Origin of the sequence: Streptococcus toyakuensis (assembly GCF_024346585.1) — a bacterium.
In the GTDB taxonomy this organism is placed as follows: Bacteria; Bacillota; Bacilli; order Lactobacillales; family Streptococcaceae; genus Streptococcus; species Streptococcus toyakuensis.
The window spans coordinates 989,277-1,004,131 of sequence record NZ_AP024523.1 but is presented as its reverse complement, the minus strand read 5'-3'; the positions used below and the strand labels follow the sequence as shown (position 1 = coordinate 1,004,131).

At 37.0% G+C, this 14,855-nt stretch carries 19 protein-coding genes; 5 read left to right on the top strand and 14 right to left on the bottom strand.

Going from position 1 to position 14,855, the window contains the following annotated elements; genetic code table 11:
* Nucleotides 1-89: 89 nt before the first annotated feature.
* Nucleotides 90-857 (top strand): DeoR/GlpR family DNA-binding transcription regulator, encoded by a 768-nt coding sequence (locus STYK_RS05095; protein WP_261104572.1) that lies wholly within the window; start codon nucleotides 90-92, stop codon nucleotides 855-857.
* A gap of 104 nt (nucleotides 858-961) precedes the next feature.
* On the opposite strand, the gene STYK_RS05090 is transcribed toward STYK_RS05095, so the two are convergent.
* The 9 genes from STYK_RS05090 to STYK_RS05050 all read right to left on the bottom strand — a co-directional run bounded on the left by STYK_RS05090 (nucleotide 962) and on the right by STYK_RS05050 (nucleotide 8,388).
* Entirely contained in the window at nucleotides 962-1,219 is a 258-nt protein-coding gene (locus tag STYK_RS05090) for a DUF3884 family protein (RefSeq protein WP_084819641.1), read from the bottom strand.
* A gap of 41 nt (nucleotides 1,220-1,260) precedes the next feature.
* Nucleotides 1,261-2,667: a 6-phospho-beta-galactosidase gene (gene lacG / locus STYK_RS05085; protein WP_261805359.1), complete on the bottom strand. Its 1,407-nt coding sequence runs from the start codon at nucleotides 2,665-2,667 to the stop codon at nucleotides 1,261-1,263.
* Between the two features lie 214 nt (nucleotides 2,668-2,881).
* Nucleotides 2,882-4,573: a lactose-specific PTS transporter subunit EIIC gene (locus STYK_RS05080; RefSeq protein WP_261805358.1), complete on the bottom strand. Its 1,692-nt coding sequence runs from the start codon at nucleotides 4,571-4,573 to the stop codon at nucleotides 2,882-2,884.
* Nucleotides 4,573-4,890, bottom strand: coding sequence for a PTS lactose/cellobiose transporter subunit IIA (locus STYK_RS05075; protein WP_039704004.1), 318 nt, complete (start codon nucleotides 4,888-4,890; stop codon nucleotides 4,573-4,575). Before STYK_RS05075 ends, STYK_RS05080 begins: the two co-directional genes overlap by 1 nt.
* Nucleotides 4,891-4,924: 34 nt before the next feature.
* The gene (locus tag STYK_RS05070; RefSeq protein WP_203180658.1) at nucleotides 4,925-5,761 is read right to left on the bottom strand and encodes a PRD domain-containing protein; all 837 of its coding nucleotides are present in this window, start codon (nucleotides 5,759-5,761) and stop codon (nucleotides 4,925-4,927) included.
* Nucleotides 5,762-6,066: 305 nt separating this feature from the next.
* Nucleotides 6,067-6,789 carry a class I SAM-dependent methyltransferase gene (locus tag STYK_RS05065; protein WP_033683558.1) on the bottom strand — a complete coding sequence of 241 codons (723 nt, stop codon included), beginning with the start codon at nucleotides 6,787-6,789 and terminating at the stop codon, nucleotides 6,067-6,069.
* Nucleotides 6,767-7,273, bottom strand: coding sequence for a class I SAM-dependent methyltransferase (locus STYK_RS05060; RefSeq protein WP_261805357.1), 507 nt, complete (start codon nucleotides 7,271-7,273; stop codon nucleotides 6,767-6,769). Before STYK_RS05060 ends, STYK_RS05065 begins: the two co-directional genes overlap by 23 nt.
* A gap of 17 nt (nucleotides 7,274-7,290) precedes the next feature.
* Nucleotides 7,291-7,470 (bottom strand): hypothetical protein, encoded by a 180-nt coding sequence (locus STYK_RS05055; RefSeq protein ID WP_156790863.1) that lies wholly within the window; start codon nucleotides 7,468-7,470, stop codon nucleotides 7,291-7,293.
* 3 nt (nucleotides 7,471-7,473) lie between these two features.
* A complete protein-coding gene (locus tag STYK_RS05050) occupies nucleotides 7,474-8,388 on the bottom strand; it encodes a DMT family transporter (protein ID WP_247933375.1) in 915 nt (304 codons plus the stop codon).
* Between the two features lie 195 nt (nucleotides 8,389-8,583).
* Here STYK_RS05050 and STYK_RS05045 point away from each other — a divergent pair, with 195 nt between their 5' ends.
* The 4 genes from STYK_RS05045 to STYK_RS05030 all read left to right on the top strand — a co-directional run bounded on the left by STYK_RS05045 (nucleotide 8,584) and on the right by STYK_RS05030 (nucleotide 10,399).
* Complete coding sequence (locus STYK_RS05045) at nucleotides 8,584-9,060, top strand: RrF2 family transcriptional regulator (RefSeq protein WP_001239965.1); 477 nt, start codon at nucleotides 8,584-8,586, stop codon at nucleotides 9,058-9,060.
* A 152-nt stretch (nucleotides 9,061-9,212) separates the two neighbouring features.
* Entirely contained in the window at nucleotides 9,213-9,641 is a 429-nt protein-coding gene (lacA, locus tag STYK_RS05040) for a galactose-6-phosphate isomerase subunit LacA (protein ID WP_261805356.1), read from the top strand.
* A gap of 11 nt (nucleotides 9,642-9,652) precedes the next feature.
* Nucleotides 9,653-10,171 (top strand): galactose-6-phosphate isomerase subunit LacB, encoded by a 519-nt coding sequence (lacB, locus tag STYK_RS05035; RefSeq protein ID WP_261805355.1) that lies wholly within the window; start codon nucleotides 9,653-9,655, stop codon nucleotides 10,169-10,171.
* Nucleotides 10,172-10,207: 36 nt separating this feature from the next.
* The gene (locus tag STYK_RS05030; protein ID WP_261805354.1) at nucleotides 10,208-10,399 is read left to right on the top strand and encodes a hypothetical protein; all 192 of its coding nucleotides are present in this window, start codon (nucleotides 10,208-10,210) and stop codon (nucleotides 10,397-10,399) included.
* A gap of 96 nt (nucleotides 10,400-10,495) precedes the next feature.
* Here the strand turns inward: STYK_RS05030 and lacD are convergent, their stop codons facing one another.
* The 5 genes from lacD to STYK_RS05005 form a co-directional block, all read right to left on the bottom strand.
* Nucleotides 10,496-11,476 carry a tagatose-bisphosphate aldolase gene (gene lacD, locus STYK_RS05025; RefSeq protein WP_001229115.1) on the bottom strand — a complete coding sequence of 327 codons (981 nt, stop codon included), beginning with the start codon at nucleotides 11,474-11,476 and terminating at the stop codon, nucleotides 10,496-10,498.
* Between the two features lies 1 nt (nucleotide 11,477).
* Nucleotides 11,478-12,407 carry a tagatose-6-phosphate kinase gene (locus STYK_RS05020; RefSeq protein WP_261805353.1) on the bottom strand — a complete coding sequence of 310 codons (930 nt, stop codon included), beginning with the start codon at nucleotides 12,405-12,407 and terminating at the stop codon, nucleotides 11,478-11,480.
* A gap of 10 nt (nucleotides 12,408-12,417) precedes the next feature.
* The gene (lacB, locus tag STYK_RS05015) at nucleotides 12,418-12,933 is read right to left on the bottom strand and encodes a galactose-6-phosphate isomerase subunit LacB (RefSeq protein ID WP_001216910.1); all 516 of its coding nucleotides are present in this window, start codon (nucleotides 12,931-12,933) and stop codon (nucleotides 12,418-12,420) included.
* A 148-nt stretch (nucleotides 12,934-13,081) separates the two neighbouring features.
* The gene (gene lacA / locus STYK_RS05010) at nucleotides 13,082-13,507 is read right to left on the bottom strand and encodes a galactose-6-phosphate isomerase subunit LacA (RefSeq protein ID WP_000029277.1); all 426 of its coding nucleotides are present in this window, start codon (nucleotides 13,505-13,507) and stop codon (nucleotides 13,082-13,084) included.
* Nucleotides 13,508-13,898: 391 nt separating this feature from the next.
* The gene (locus STYK_RS05005; protein WP_261805352.1) at nucleotides 13,899-14,795 is read right to left on the bottom strand and encodes an aldose 1-epimerase family protein; all 897 of its coding nucleotides are present in this window, start codon (nucleotides 14,793-14,795) and stop codon (nucleotides 13,899-13,901) included.
* Nucleotides 14,796-14,855: the final 60 nt, after the last annotated feature.

The following is a 14,855-nucleotide window of genomic DNA, read 5'->3' as shown; positions in this document are numbered from 1 at the left end:
GATATTTTTGTTTTTGTTTTCTTTTGTTTTTTAAATTGATTGATTGAATACTTTATGATAAAATAGTAATAGAAATAGAGGTGATAACGATGTTAAAGCAGGAAAAACTAGATAATATTCTAGAAACGGTAAATACAAAGGGAACTATTACTGTAAAAGAAATCATGACTCGCTTGGATGTGTCAGATATGACTGCTAGACGCTACTTGCAAGAGTTGGCAGACAAGGATTTACTTGTTCGAGTTCACGGTGGAGCTGAGAAAATTCGCACAGGTTCTATTTTAAATAATGAGCGTTCCAATATTGAAAAACAAGGCTTACAAATCGCAGAAAAACAAGAAATCAGCCGTTTTGCAGGCCATTTAATTGATGAGGGTGAAACCATTTTTATTGGGCCAGGGACAACCTTGGAATCTTTTGCTCGTGAACTTCCAATTGATAATATTCGTGTTGTAACAAACAGTTTACCAGTCTTTCTCATTCTAAACGAACGAAAACTAACAGATTTGATTTTAATTGGTGGAAACTACCGCTCTATCACTGGAGCCTTTGTCGGAACACTAACCTTGCAAAACCTAGCCAATCTCCAATTTTCTAAAGCTTTCGTTAGCTGTAATGGTATTAAAGACAATGCGATTGCGACCTTTAGTGAAGAGGAAGGTGAATCTCAACGCATCGCCCTCAATAATTCCAATAAAAAATACTTACTAGCTGACCATAGTAAGTTCAATAAATTTGATTTCTATACCTTCTACAATATCTCTGATATTGATACCATCGTTTCAGATTCTAAACTGAGCAAAGAAACGTTTGAACAACTTTCAAAACAAACAAAAATTATTCTTTCTAAACCATAAAACTGAGGATTGATAAAAAATAAAATGCGTCATATCAAGAAAATAAGAATCTTGATATGACGCATTTTTGGATGAAGATTTTTACAAAGAGTTTCCTAGATTCTTTATGATTGTTGAAACGGCATAAAATCTGAATCAAAGGAGATATTATCCCGTTCTTCAGGACTGATAAAACTTAAAAAGATATTTTTAAATTCTTCTAGCTCATAGTCTGAATGGCAAATCCATTCTTTACCGGTAGAGATATACCATTTCCCAAGATTTTTCAGCTCCTCATTAGTCAAACGAGGTATTTGAGAACATTTATCAAAATTGATAATATAAACTTTTTCATAAATTGATTGGATAAAATCTTTGAACATCTTTTGCCTCACTAGAATTCTATATCTAATTACTCATTCTACTAGTCTATAATCTGACTTTCAGCTATTTTCTTGTACCAGTGAGCTGATTTCTTAGGATAACGTTCTTGAGTTTCAAAGTCTACATAAAAGAGACCGTAGCGTTTTTCATAACCGTTTGACCAAGAGAAGACATCCATCAATGACCAGATGAAGTATCCTTTGACGTTTGCACCATCAGCAATCGCATCAGATAAGACCTCTAAGTGTTGTTTGACATAATCAATACGGCCATCATCATAAACAGTGTTATCAACGAACTCATCTTTATACCCTAGACCATTTTCAGTGATGTAAATCTTCTTGTAGTTAGGATAATCTTTCTTCACACGCATGATTTGGTCATACAAACCTTGAGGGTAGATAATCCAATCCCAGTCTGTACGTGGTACATAATCAGGAGCTACACGACGACCAACACCTTTGATTTGGTACTTAGAGCTTCCTTTCTCACCCTTACCATTATGGATAATTTCAGTTTCTCCATCAAATGCTTCCATCCAGTCACTCATATAGTAGTTGATTCCTAGGAAATCATTCAAGTCTTTTGCAGCTTCTAATGCTGTGAAATCTTCTTCACGAAGATCCAAGCTACCACCATTGACTGATAAGATATGGTTAACACCTTCCATCGTTTCATCTGAATAGCGACCTAGATAAGTTGCATCCAAAATAAATTTATTGTGAATAATATCTTCCAACTCAGCTGCACGAACATCTGCTGGATTTTTAGGATCTAAAGGATACTTGGTTAGCAAAGCATGAACAACACCAATTTCACCTTTATAGCCTTTATCTTTATATAGCTTGACTGCACGCGCATGAGAAACCATCATATTGTGGTGCGATTGGAAAACTTTGGCAAGGTCGTACTGAATACCTGGAGGGAATTTTCCAACCAAGTATTGACCATCACCAATTGGCCCAATTTCATTAAAGGTTGTCCAATAGTTTACTTCTGGGAATTCTTCAAAACAGAAGGCAGCGTAGTCTACAAAGTGTTCAATATTTTCACGGTTTAAGAAGTCTCCATTTGAGTGGAGAGCTTCTGGCGTATCAAAGTGATGAAGAGTTACAAAGGGCTCAACATGACGTTTGTGACACTCTGCAAATAAATTATGATAAAACTCAACACCCTTTTGATTTACTTGACCGTAGCCTGTTGGGAAAATACGTGACCAAGCAATAGAAATTCGAATACCATTGACACCATACTCTTCTGCTAGCTTGAGGTCAACTGGATATCGATTGTAAAAATCACTGGCTGGTTCTGCAGTGTACCAATAGTTATCTTCAAGATATTTATCCCACGCTACTGGTCCTTTACCATCAGTATGTGTAGCACCTTCTGCCTGATAGGCAGCTGTTGCGCCACCAAAAATAAAGTCTTTGGGAAGTGTTTTTGTCATTTTTTTCACCTATTTCATGATTTAAATAAAGTAAAAGTGAGAGGAGAGGAGTCAGTGAGCCATCCTTCTCCATCTCACTTCTTGTACCGAGTCACCAAATTGTGACATGAGGAGGTAAAAACGATATCTTTTTACCGACGAATTAACAAGGCGATTAGGAAATCCGCCATAGCGATTTCCGTAACGAGAGGAGACTGTTTCACAGTCCCTATCGTTAATCGAATTGAGCTTGTACAAATGCAAGAGCACCTTTTCCATCACGGGTTAATTTGATGTATTGAGCGCCTTCTGTCTTGGCAAGTTTAATACCGAGTTTATCGGTTTCTGCTTTCATATCTTCAAAGTTTGAAGCCACTTGAGGAGCAAGGATAACAAGATCAAACTCTGGCAACATTTCACGGTGAGCACCATAGCCACCTGCTGCTGCTTTCACAGGAACATTGTATTCTGCAGCTGCCTTATTCAAAGCATTCGCAAGAAGTCCACTTGTCCCTCCACCTGCACAAAGAACCAAGACATTTGTTTCCTTTGTAATTGTATTTTGAGCTGCTTCTACACCTGCTTTTTCAAGAATAGCATCTGCTTTTGCAGTGTTGAAGTTTGCAGCAACTTTTTCTTTCAATTCATCATTAGACTTACCTGAACGTTCTTCTTCAAGAATTTGTTCATCATAGACTTTAAGGAATGGATAGTAAATAACTACGTCAACCACAATTAGAAGGGCAGCAAGAATGAATGATAGAACTTGGAAGTTGGTACCAAGAACTAGACCTAGTGGAGCTGGAGTTGTCCATGGTAGATTAGCAGTAAATGAGTTCATTCCAAGTGTTTCAATAAAGAATTTGAAGATCCAAACGTTTGCGATTGGAGCAAAGATAAATGGAATGAAGAAGATTGGGTTTAATACAAGTGGTGCACCAAACAAGATTGGTTCATTTACACCAAAGAATGTTGGGACTACTGAAGCACGACCGATTGCACGGTTACGTTTTGATTTTGTTAACCACATGAACATGAATGGAACAACCAGTGTCGCACCAGTACCACCCATGGTAACGATAAACATTTGTGTACCAGAAGTAAGAATCTTGTCAGCGTGCATACCTTGTTGGAGAAGGTTCAAGTTGACTTCGGCATTGGCATAGGTAATTGCTGCGATAGCAGGTTCAACAATAGATGGACCATGGATACCAACAAACCAGAAGAAGGCAAATGCACCAAAGATAATCGTAATACCTAGATAACCATCAGCAGCAGAGAATAATGGTGCAAAGAATTTACCGATTGATTCTGCTACGCTTGCACCAACAAAATGACGAGCTAGTAAATCAAGAGCATAAAGAGAAACAACAGATAGAGTGAATGGAATCACATCTTTAAAGACTTGTGAGATATTTGGTGGAACTTCGTCAGGCATACGAATGGTAACGTTGTTCTTAACACAGACCTTATAGATAGCTACGGTAACAAAGGCAGCAAGAAAGGCTGAAAGCAAACCTTTTGTTCCAAGGAAATCTGTTGCAAAACCACCTGCAATTGGGTCAGCCGCCAACATCAACAAACCGACAATCGCTGCCAACAGTGTTGACATATAGTTGATTTGGTTGGTTTTTTCCATGCTACGGTTAACTGAGTCCGTCAATGACTTGGCAGTTGTACCAGCTACCAAGAGAGCCAGAATTCCCATTGAATAGCTGTAAGGTTTCATCAGAAAAGCTACAACTTCATCAGACCATTTAAAGCCCCATGAGTTTGGTACAAAAGCAATCAAGATAAAGATACTTGAGAAGAGAATAACAGGCATACCAGCAATAAAACCATCACGAATAGCACGAAGATAGATATTACGAGATAGTTTCTCAAAGAAAGGTTTTCCTTTCTCAATAAATGCAATGAGTTTGTTCATTATTTAACTCCTCTCTTATAAAGTTCGATTAAGTGGTGCATCAAATCTTTTAACAAGATGGTTGTCATCAAATGGTCTTGACCGTGCATCATGGTCACACTATACGCTAAATCCTCACCAGAAGCTTCCTTAGTCAATAGACTTGTTTGCGCGTGGTGAGCCTCTGCAATACAGCTACCAGCTTCCTCTACCAGAGCGTCCGCTTTCGCAAAATCGCCAGCTTCAGCAGCTTTCAAGGCTTCCAATAATTTTGAACGAGCATCGCCAGCATAGGCTACAATTTCAAAACCTAACAATGTTACTTCTTCTCTATTCATGATAGAATTCTCCTTATATAGTTTAAATAAATTTTTATGACAATAAACGTTGGATATGTAGAACTAGATAAACTCGTTCACTTTTATACAAATCAAGACCCGTATGTTGCGTAATCACATCATAGATCTTGGATCCAATCTCGAACGCTTTTGGATAGGATTGTTTAATATGATCTTCCATATCAAGAAGAGATTGGTTATCATCTCTAGATCTATCCAAATAATCCAAGAAATAATTCAGATGAATCATAAAGCGATCATAGAAATGGTTATTCTCTTTGGTTCGTTGAATTGCATATTCCTTTAGAACTTCCTCAACATTCCTGAGAATTTCTTTCCTCTTATCAATCGACTCCACAAGTTCCACTTCATTCTCGCCTTCGGCATTGATGAAATGATAAGCAATTCGAATAATTTCGTCCTCAGGAAAATGATCTGCTAGCTTCTGGCGGTAAATTTCAAATGCTTCATTTGCGATTTGAAAAGCGACAGGATACTTAGTGGAAATATCTGGCAGATTACTATCCTTGTACCTTCCTTGTGCTAGAGCTTGGTAAGAACAGTAAATATGATCTGTCAAGGTTACGTAGAGATACTCTTGAATCGGATAATGATATTTCTTTGATAGCTTATCAATGATTTCATAGGTCACTGTGATAAAATCAAGCGGAACATCTTTGAGGAGAGCCATAAAGTTTTCTCTTGACTCTTCAGTCTTCATCCGAAAGATTTTCTCAACCTGATGTTCAGCAATCAAATCCCCCTTCTTCTTTCCAAATGCAATCCCCTTACCGATCACAATCACTTCTTCTCCTTTATCATTTCTGACAAGCGAGACATTGTGATTCATTGGATTTAGAATGCGATACATGTCAACCTCCTTTTACATCTTAAAGGTATATGAGTACAAAAAATGACCACAAATGAACTAGAAAATCAGCCGATTTCTAATTCACCTGTGATCATGCCTAATATTACTTAGTAACACTCACCTTGTATTAACTTGTGATTTAAGTATAGCACAAGTAAGTTATTTTGTAAACCTTTACATGAAACTTTTTTTACTTTATTTGAGCATATTTTTATCAAAAAATAAAACTGTAAACAAAATTAGAAAATAAGTGTTTATAGTGCAGAAAATTTCCTCTCAAGTCAAAAACAAGTGTACTAATAACTCTATATTTTTTTGAAAGCTCCAAACCAAAATCCATTATTCCTAATAAACAACTCATCACCAAAAGCTCTAGTATGTTTTGAACCGATTTCTAATTTTACAAGACGCATAGGAGCCAATAATTCAATTAACTCACTTTCTGTATAAACTCTTTCTAACATTGAATCTAGTTTTCTACGTATGTAACCTTTTTCTAGTAAAGAATTATCAGGAATTGCATCTCGGAAAATTCCATCTTTCCGTGGACAATAAAAATAATACATTCCTCCTGTTTTCAACATCCTTTTCACCTCTGAAAAATAGTTCTGTCTATCTTTTTCATCCACTATAAATGTAATCGCAGACATTATATCAAATATAGAATCGAAATGATTGTCAGGAAAATCTAAACCTTTACCTACATCTGTCTGTGTTATATGACAATTAAATTGTGGAAATGACTTAGTCAATAATCGTTTTGCACTATCAGCGGCCTCTTTTGTTAAATCTACACCACAATAAGTATCCGCATAATGATTTTCAATTAAATAGTAAAGATTCCTTCCAAAACCACAACCAACTTCTAATACCCTACACTCATCGTTTTGAGTAACAATTTGATTTCTCAAAGAAAAAATCTTTTGAACTGCATCATTAGGAACTAAGCGTGTCTCTGTTTTTGATGATTGGGCGTGTAATTCTTCCCATTTCTTGTGATTATCTTCATTTAAAACAAATGTATCCATTGAACTCTCCATATCTCATTATCGTTTCTACATGATGAAATCCAGCACTCTTTAACATTTCTTTATTTTCAGCATGAGTGTGGTTAATCATAACTCCCTCCAAGCTCAATTGCTTAGATAGAATTTCTTCTGGACTAAATCCATGTTCTTGCTTGAATTTAATATAATTGGAAACTATCAACTTATTTACCTTCGGATCTGTCATGATTTCTTTCTCAAATAGAATAAACGCTCCACCTTCAACTAACGATTCATGTATTTTTGATAAAATCTTTATTCTCTTGTCTGGGAGAATAAACTGAAGGAAATAATAGCTAATAATTAAATCGCTGGGTTCTAACCTGGCTTCCTCCACGGAGCTTGTTATAAATTCAAGCTCAGGAAATTTTGATTGTGCCACCTGATTCATTTCTGGAATCTCTTCTATCCCGATAAAACGAACTTCTTTTTTAGACTTGTGACGCTGGTATAATTTACCAATCAAATTACCCGTTGCAGAGCCTAGCTCATAACATAAGGAATGGTCACGAATAAAAAATCGCTTAGATGACAAACAAGGTCATGTCCTTCATCATATAAAGGAATGGATTGTCTAACATGCTCATCAAAATGTTGAGCTACACCATTACCAAAACTCCATTGTGTTCCATTTTGAATAACAATATCATTTCCAACTTCCATAAACTACTCCTCTTCTCCCTTGACTTTCCAGTTTACTAATACCAATGCTAACACAACCATCGAACCACCAAGAACTAAATTCAATGTAAACGGCTCATGTAAGCCCATAATAGAAAAGATAGTTGAAAATACTGGAACTAAAAACAAGAAACTGCTAGCTACTGTTGCTCCCCTTTGTCCTAGACTATAAAACCACAGTCCAAACGAACCAACAGACGCAGGAATAATTAACCATATAAACCAAACCCAGCCCCAAAATCCTAAATTTAGAAAGTTATAACTTTCATGCACAGGTATTGAGAATATGTAAAGGAATACCCCACCTAATAACAATTGCCAAGCTGTAAATATCCACGGACCGTTATCAAAAGGAATTTTCTTGGTGACAACTGTATTGACCGACCAACAAAATGAACCAAGTAAAGCAAACAAAGCACCTAAACTAAACGCAGATACATCTAGTCCTATACAAGTAACAACTCCAGCCACACCTAATATTAATGCACTTATCTTCTGAATAGTCAATGTATCTTTTAACAAAAAATGTGCTAAGAAAGCTAACCAAAGAGGATTCGTAAATAAGATAATGGAAGACATCGATGATGATACATCATGAGCTAGGGCAAGATTAAGAAATCCCATGGTTCCAGCTGTCTGTAAAATCCCGATAGTCACAACCAATATAAACCCCTTTATCTTACTACCTTGACTTTTAGGGATGATAGTCCCTCCCTTGCCAAATAAAAACGATAATACTAACATCACTAACCCAGCAATAATAAATCGAACACCTCCAAGTAATAATGGAGGAGTCTTTTCAACTACTATGAGATATTTCCCAGTTGGAAAAGACGACCCCATAAAAAGTGTGGTAAGTAATATAGAAATCAAAAAAATAAAATTTGAACCTCGTTTCATTTATTTCCCCTTCTTTTAAAAGATATTGATGATATTTTTTGTCTTTTATTCTACTCTTTTAAAAATGAATGTCAAGAGATTTATCAAAAAATTCCAAGATTATTTTTTTAAACTCCTATGTATTGAGAAAAAAACAAAAAAAGGCTATACTGGTAATTGTGGATAATGATTATCTTTTTATATGGAGGTACAAACATGCGATTGTCATCAGGTTGGGAACAGTCAGTCTATGTCTTACTCATGTTAGATCAGCTACCTGAAGGAAAGTATATCAATACAATTTCCTTGAGTGAACGGCTAGAAGTTTCAGATTCTTATTTGAAAAAAATTATAAAACTATTAGACAACGAAGGGTTGGTTAAATCCGTTAGAGGGAAAAATGGAGGCGTTGCTCTTTCTAAACCCCTCAGCCAAATCACCTTTTACGATGTATTTGTAGCTATAGAAGGAAAAAATCGAATCTTTGAAAGTCAAAATCTTCTAAAAAAATTCTTAGGCAACGAGGAAAGTAAAAAGGCTAAAAGATGCGTTGTAACCAACTCTCTTGATATTATTGAAAACACTTTAGTTGCAACCCTGACTTCTATTACACTCAGCCAGGTAGCCCATCAATCTGAGATTAACTATGATTTAACCGATATCAGAAATTGGGTCAATAAATGCCAAAACTAGCTGGAGAAAAAATTTTTCAGCTAGTTTTTATGAATCCTTGACAAATAATTTTACAAGGACTATACTATATTTGAAGACATAATATATCTTCTATATCGTCAACAATGATCTTTCATTGCATGCTTTTGGATAGCTAAAGAAAGAAGGTTCTTATGAAAGTTATTTTAGCTACTGACCAAGATGGTTTCCAACTGAAAGAAACCGTCAAACACTATCTGCTTCATTCTGGTTATGAAGTAATTGATCTCAACTCTACACAAGGTTCTGAGGATTTCGTTTATTCTACTGTCAATGCTATTACAGAGTTTAGAAAATATAAGCAAGCTCGCGCTATTCTTTTTGACAAGTTTGGACATTCTTTTATGCCTGCTAATAAGTTTAAAGGTATTATCTGCGCCGCTGTTTCCGATGAACACTCTGCCATGATGACTATTCGACACAATTCTACTCCAATCATTACAATTGGTTCTGGAATTACAGGTGATATTTTAGCAGTTGAAATAGTCAAAACCTTTCTTGAGCACAACTATGATGCTGGCCGTCACCAAGTTCGCATTGATATGCTGAACAAGCTCTGCTAGGAGGTATTCCCATGAAAATAGCTCTCGGTTGTGATCACATTGTAACAGATGTGAAGATGAAGATTTCAAAACACCTAAAAGAACAAGGTCATGAAATCATTGATGTTGGTACTTATGATTTCGTCCGTACCCACTATCCTATTTATGGTCGCTTAATTGCAGAGGAAGTCGTCAATGGACGGGCTGACTTTGGAGTTGCCCTGTGCGGTACAGGTGTTGGAATTGCTGTATCTGCTGATAAAGTTCCTGGAACTCGAGTTGTACTTGTCGGAGATGTTGCGACTGCTCGTTCCGCTCGTGAAAATCTCAATTCTAATATTGTTGCTTTCGGTGGTGCTATCCTAGGTATCAATTTCATTAACAACATTGTAGATGAATTTATCAATACCAAATACAAACCAAGTCCTGAAAAAGAGGAATTGATTGCGAAAATTGATAAACTATCTGAAGTGAGCCCAGATGTAGCTGCCAATGATCATATCTTCGATGAAGAGAATGCCAAGTGGGATCGTGGAGAATATCACGATTAACTTGTATTCCGCCTTCTATATTTTATCTAATACTCAATGAAAATCAAAGAGCAAACTAGGAAACTAGCCGCAGGCTGCTCAAAGCAGTGCTTTGAGGTTGTAGATAGAACTGACGAAGTCAGCTCAAAACACTGTTTTGAGGTTGTGGATAGAACTGACGAAATCAGTAACCATACCTACGATAAGGCGACGCTGACGTGGTTTGAATTTGATTTTCGAAGAGTATAACCTTGAGGATAACTAACTCAAGGTTATTTTTACATCATCAAAAAAGTCTAGAGATATTTCTATCCCTAGACTGAAGTTATTTTCACAATTTGAGTGCTACACGCGTTCTTTCCATGAAGTCGCTGTTGTTTGAAGAACTTTATTGAGTTCGTCAATGTTTTCAAATCCAGTTGTGCGAAGCCATTCGCGAGCTGCTTCTTCACCATCTTTGATGTATGCTTCAACCGATCCAGCCCATGTTGCACGGCCACAAAGAACGCCATTGAAGTTTGCACCTGATTCGTGAGCAAATACAAGAGTATCTTGGAAAAGTTTAGCTGATACACCAGCACTCAAGTAGATGTATGGCAAGTTAGTTGCTTCATCTTGTGCTTTGAAGAAGGCTGCTGCTTCTTCACGTGTATAAACTACTTCACCTTCAGCGAAGCCTTCAACATATTTAATGTTAACAGGAACTTCAACTTTCAAGACATCAATGTTAAAGCGTGGGTCTGAGAAGACTTTCATAGCACCGATAACTTTGTGTGGTTTTACTTTAGCGTATTCTACAGAACCTGCATCAGCAATTTTTTCATCGTAAGCAAGGATTTCAAGGAAGAATGGGATATCTTCAGCCACACATTCAGAACCGATGCGTTCGATGTAAGCTTGTTTTTCTTGGTTGAGTTCGTCTGAGCTATCTACATCATAGTAAAGCAAGAATTTAACTGCATCTGCACCTTCTTCTTTAATACGTTTTGCAGACCAAACATCCAAGCAGTCTGGCAAGCGTTTTGTGCTTGTTGTGTCATAACCTGTTTTTTCATAAGCAAGGAGAAGACCTGCTTTTTCATCAAGAGCTTTAGTTGCTGGAAGTCCATATTCAGGATCAAGAAGCATAGATGAAGCGTATTTAGTCAATTCATCTGCTACCAAAACTTTAAGTTCTTCCATTTGGGCCACAGTTGGTTCTTCTGTTTGGTGTTGAGCCATGAGGCGTTTCAAAGCACCACGTTGGTCAAATGCAAGAGCTGAGATGATACCATTTTCATCAGAAAGTTTTTCTAAGCGTGCACGTTTTTGTTCTGTTAAAGCCATTTTATACCTCTTTTACTATTAATTGATCATATAGAGCTTGATAGTTGGCCATGTTGACATGACCAGTCATTTTTTCTTGAGCATTGAGCATACCAAGGACATTTGCCTTGATGAGTAATTCTGCATCCGATTCTTTATGAAGAAGTCCTGAAGAAATTCCAGCAACTGTAGAATCTCCAGATCCAACAGGGTTGACTACCTGAATTCTAGGAATATCTACCTTGTAGAAAGTGTCACCATGTTTGGCAAAGGCACCGTTGGCACCAAGTGAAACGATAATCCATTCAATACCTGCAAACAAAGGTTCTTGAAGGACTTCTTTTAATTCATCCAAATCCTCAGAAACTTCTCTTCCTAGAAGCTGGGACAATTCCTCATTATTTGGTTTGATGACTGTTGGTTTATGTGGTGATTCAAGAACCGCCTGAAGTGCTGCACCAGAGCAGTCCAAGACAACAGGCTTGCCAGCTTGATTAGCAAGTCCTACCAAGCTCGCATAGTAATCAACTGGAAGGCCAGCTGGCAGACTACCTGAGATAGCTACTACTTCAACTGACTCCAAGAGTTTTTTGAAATGTTCCAAAAAGTCTTGACCTTCCTGTTCCAATACTTCAGGACCTTTTTCAAGAACTTCTGTTTGGTTGTCTCCGTGAAGAATAGCGATACAGTTACGAGTTTCTCCCTGAATTGAGAAGAAATCTTTCTTTACTTGATCATCGATATTTTCAACCAAAAACTCACCAAGTTTACCACCAACTAAACCAGTAGCAAGAACAGAATCTCCAAATTCTGAAAGTACTCGGGTAACATTGAGGCCCTTACCACCAGCCGTTTTGGTTACATCCACCACACGATTGACAGTATCAATCTTTAACTCATCCAAGGGATAGGAAATATCAATGGATGGGTTCATTGTGACTGTTAAAATCATAGGTCACCTCTTAGTCGTGGTATTCTCCGCGATCCCATTTTTCAAGGAATTCAGTGAAGAAGTTTGCGTCTGTTTGTTGAGCATTGTGACTTTCAAGGTGTTCAATTTTCGCAATCAATTTTTTATTTTCTTCAGATGGTTTGTATTCAGCATGGATGAAAGCTTCGATGATATCACACATGAGCAATTCACCAGTAATCTTACCACCAAATCCGATAACGTTAGCGTTCAATTGCTCTTTAGCATAAAGGGCTGTTGTCATATCACGAACCAAGGCAGAACGGACACCTGGAACTTTATTTACAGCGTTGTTGATACCAACACCAGTACCACAGATACATACCCCAAGATCAGCTTGACCACTAGTTACAGCTTCCCCTACTTTTTTACCAAAGATTGGGTAGTGAGTACGTGTATGGTCATAGGTACCAAAGTCAATGACTTCATATCCTTTTGATTTCAAAAATTCTGAAACCGCCATTTTTTCATCTGTTACGATGTGATCACATCCAATTGCAATTCTCATTAGTTATTCCCTCCGATTAATTATATAAATCTAATATCATTTATCCTTACTCAAGAAAAATCAAGATTAGCTTAGGAAGCGAGCTGCGAGCATAACTGAGGTTAGCTAAAGTGAGCTGACGACAGATTATCTTGATTTTTGAAGAGTATTAGCACATTTTGTTCAACATATCGACCCTGATTTGATGACGTCCACCATCGTATTTACCGTTAACAAATCCTTTAGCGATGTTTTTAGCCAATTCATCACCAACAAGTTGTGCACCCATAGTGATCATACGTGAGTTGTTGTGACCACGAGTCATATAAGCTGAACGTTCGTCAGATACTTCTGCAGCAACCATTCCTTTGATCTTCGTTGCGACCATAAATGGACCAGCTCCATAAGCATCAATCACGATACCAAGGTTTTGTTCTTCTTTGTTTACTTCTGCAGCAACAGCAAGAGTCACATCAACAAAGTCTTGACCTTCAGCTGTAACATCCACAACGTGGAAGTTTTCTTTTTCCAAGAAGTCTTTCACAACTTCTTTCAATCTCAAACCTGCAGCATCTGCACCGATAACAATAGACATATTGTATACTCCTTTTATTTTTCTAGGCTAATAAAACCTTTTATAGTTAGCAGTTTATACTCTTCGAAAATCAAATTCAAACAGCGTCAACGTCGCCTTGCCGTACTCAAGTACAGCCTGCGGCTAGTTTCCTAGTTTGCTCTTTAATTTTCATTGAGTATTACCTACAAAAAGCTTTCTAGCAGTTTATTGACAAATAGGATTGAATGAGATGAATGACACCTTATTCAAGTTTAGGAAACCAGCTTCCTAGAAATAATCTTTCTCTACGAAAGAGAATATAACAAGTGATCGTTTGTTTGTGACAAACATCATTTGTTGCTTACAAACATAATATACTCCTATTTCTTAAAAAAGTCAACAATTAATGTTTGTTTTTGTGTTTTTTTAATTAAAAAATTTCGATATCAAAACCAATTTGATCCACTTGACCAGGTTCTAGGAGGCAAACATTCTTCTTATCTTCTAGATGATCTCCTTCTTCAAGGGATGTTGACAAGCCTGACCAGGGTTCAAAAGCAATGAAAGGACCCTTATTCAAAGTTGACCATATAATGAGGTTTGGAAACTCTGTAAAGTGCACTTTCAATCCCTTATCATGTTTCCGAGAACGAAGCGCAATTGTTCTAGATTGCAATTCATCTAAGGTGACTGCATCTGTACTGAAAAGATCATAGCTGAGGTCTAATTCTTTTTGACCCTCTAGCCATGGACTTCTATCTTGAAAATCCAGCATACCCGTTTCTGGGAAAGGACGTGGAACAGAGCAAGTCTCTTCTTTCTCAAACTCTAGATAATAATCTTCATAGACTTCATCATCCAGTAGAGGACAATTAAATCCTGGATGTCCACCAATAAAGTAAGGCATGACCTTGCTAGTTTCTTTATTGAAAATCTTGTATTGAGTTCGTACTGTCTTGCCAGTAAGGCTATAAGTGATTTCTAGGCGGAAATAATAAGGGTAGTTCTGATAGCTATTCTCATCGTCTTCAATTGCAAAAGTTACACTATTATCTGTCTGTTCAACTAATTCAAATTCTTTCTTACGAACCAAACCATGACGAGGAATCTTTCCTTTGCTTTCTTGCCCCTTCTCATCTATATAGAGGGCTGTATCCTCTCTCAAAGAACCACAAATGGGGAAGAGAACAGGAGCTTGTCCACTCCAATAAGTGGCATGCCCTTGCCACAAATACTCCAGTCCCTCAGTATCTTTTATAGAAGAAAGAGCCCCACCAAAACTGTTAAATTCAACTCTTAATTGTTCTGATTTTAATTCAATTACCATTATTTTCTCCGATTTCTTGATAGTTTATAAAAAACTAGGCTGTCACTCCTATCAGGAAAA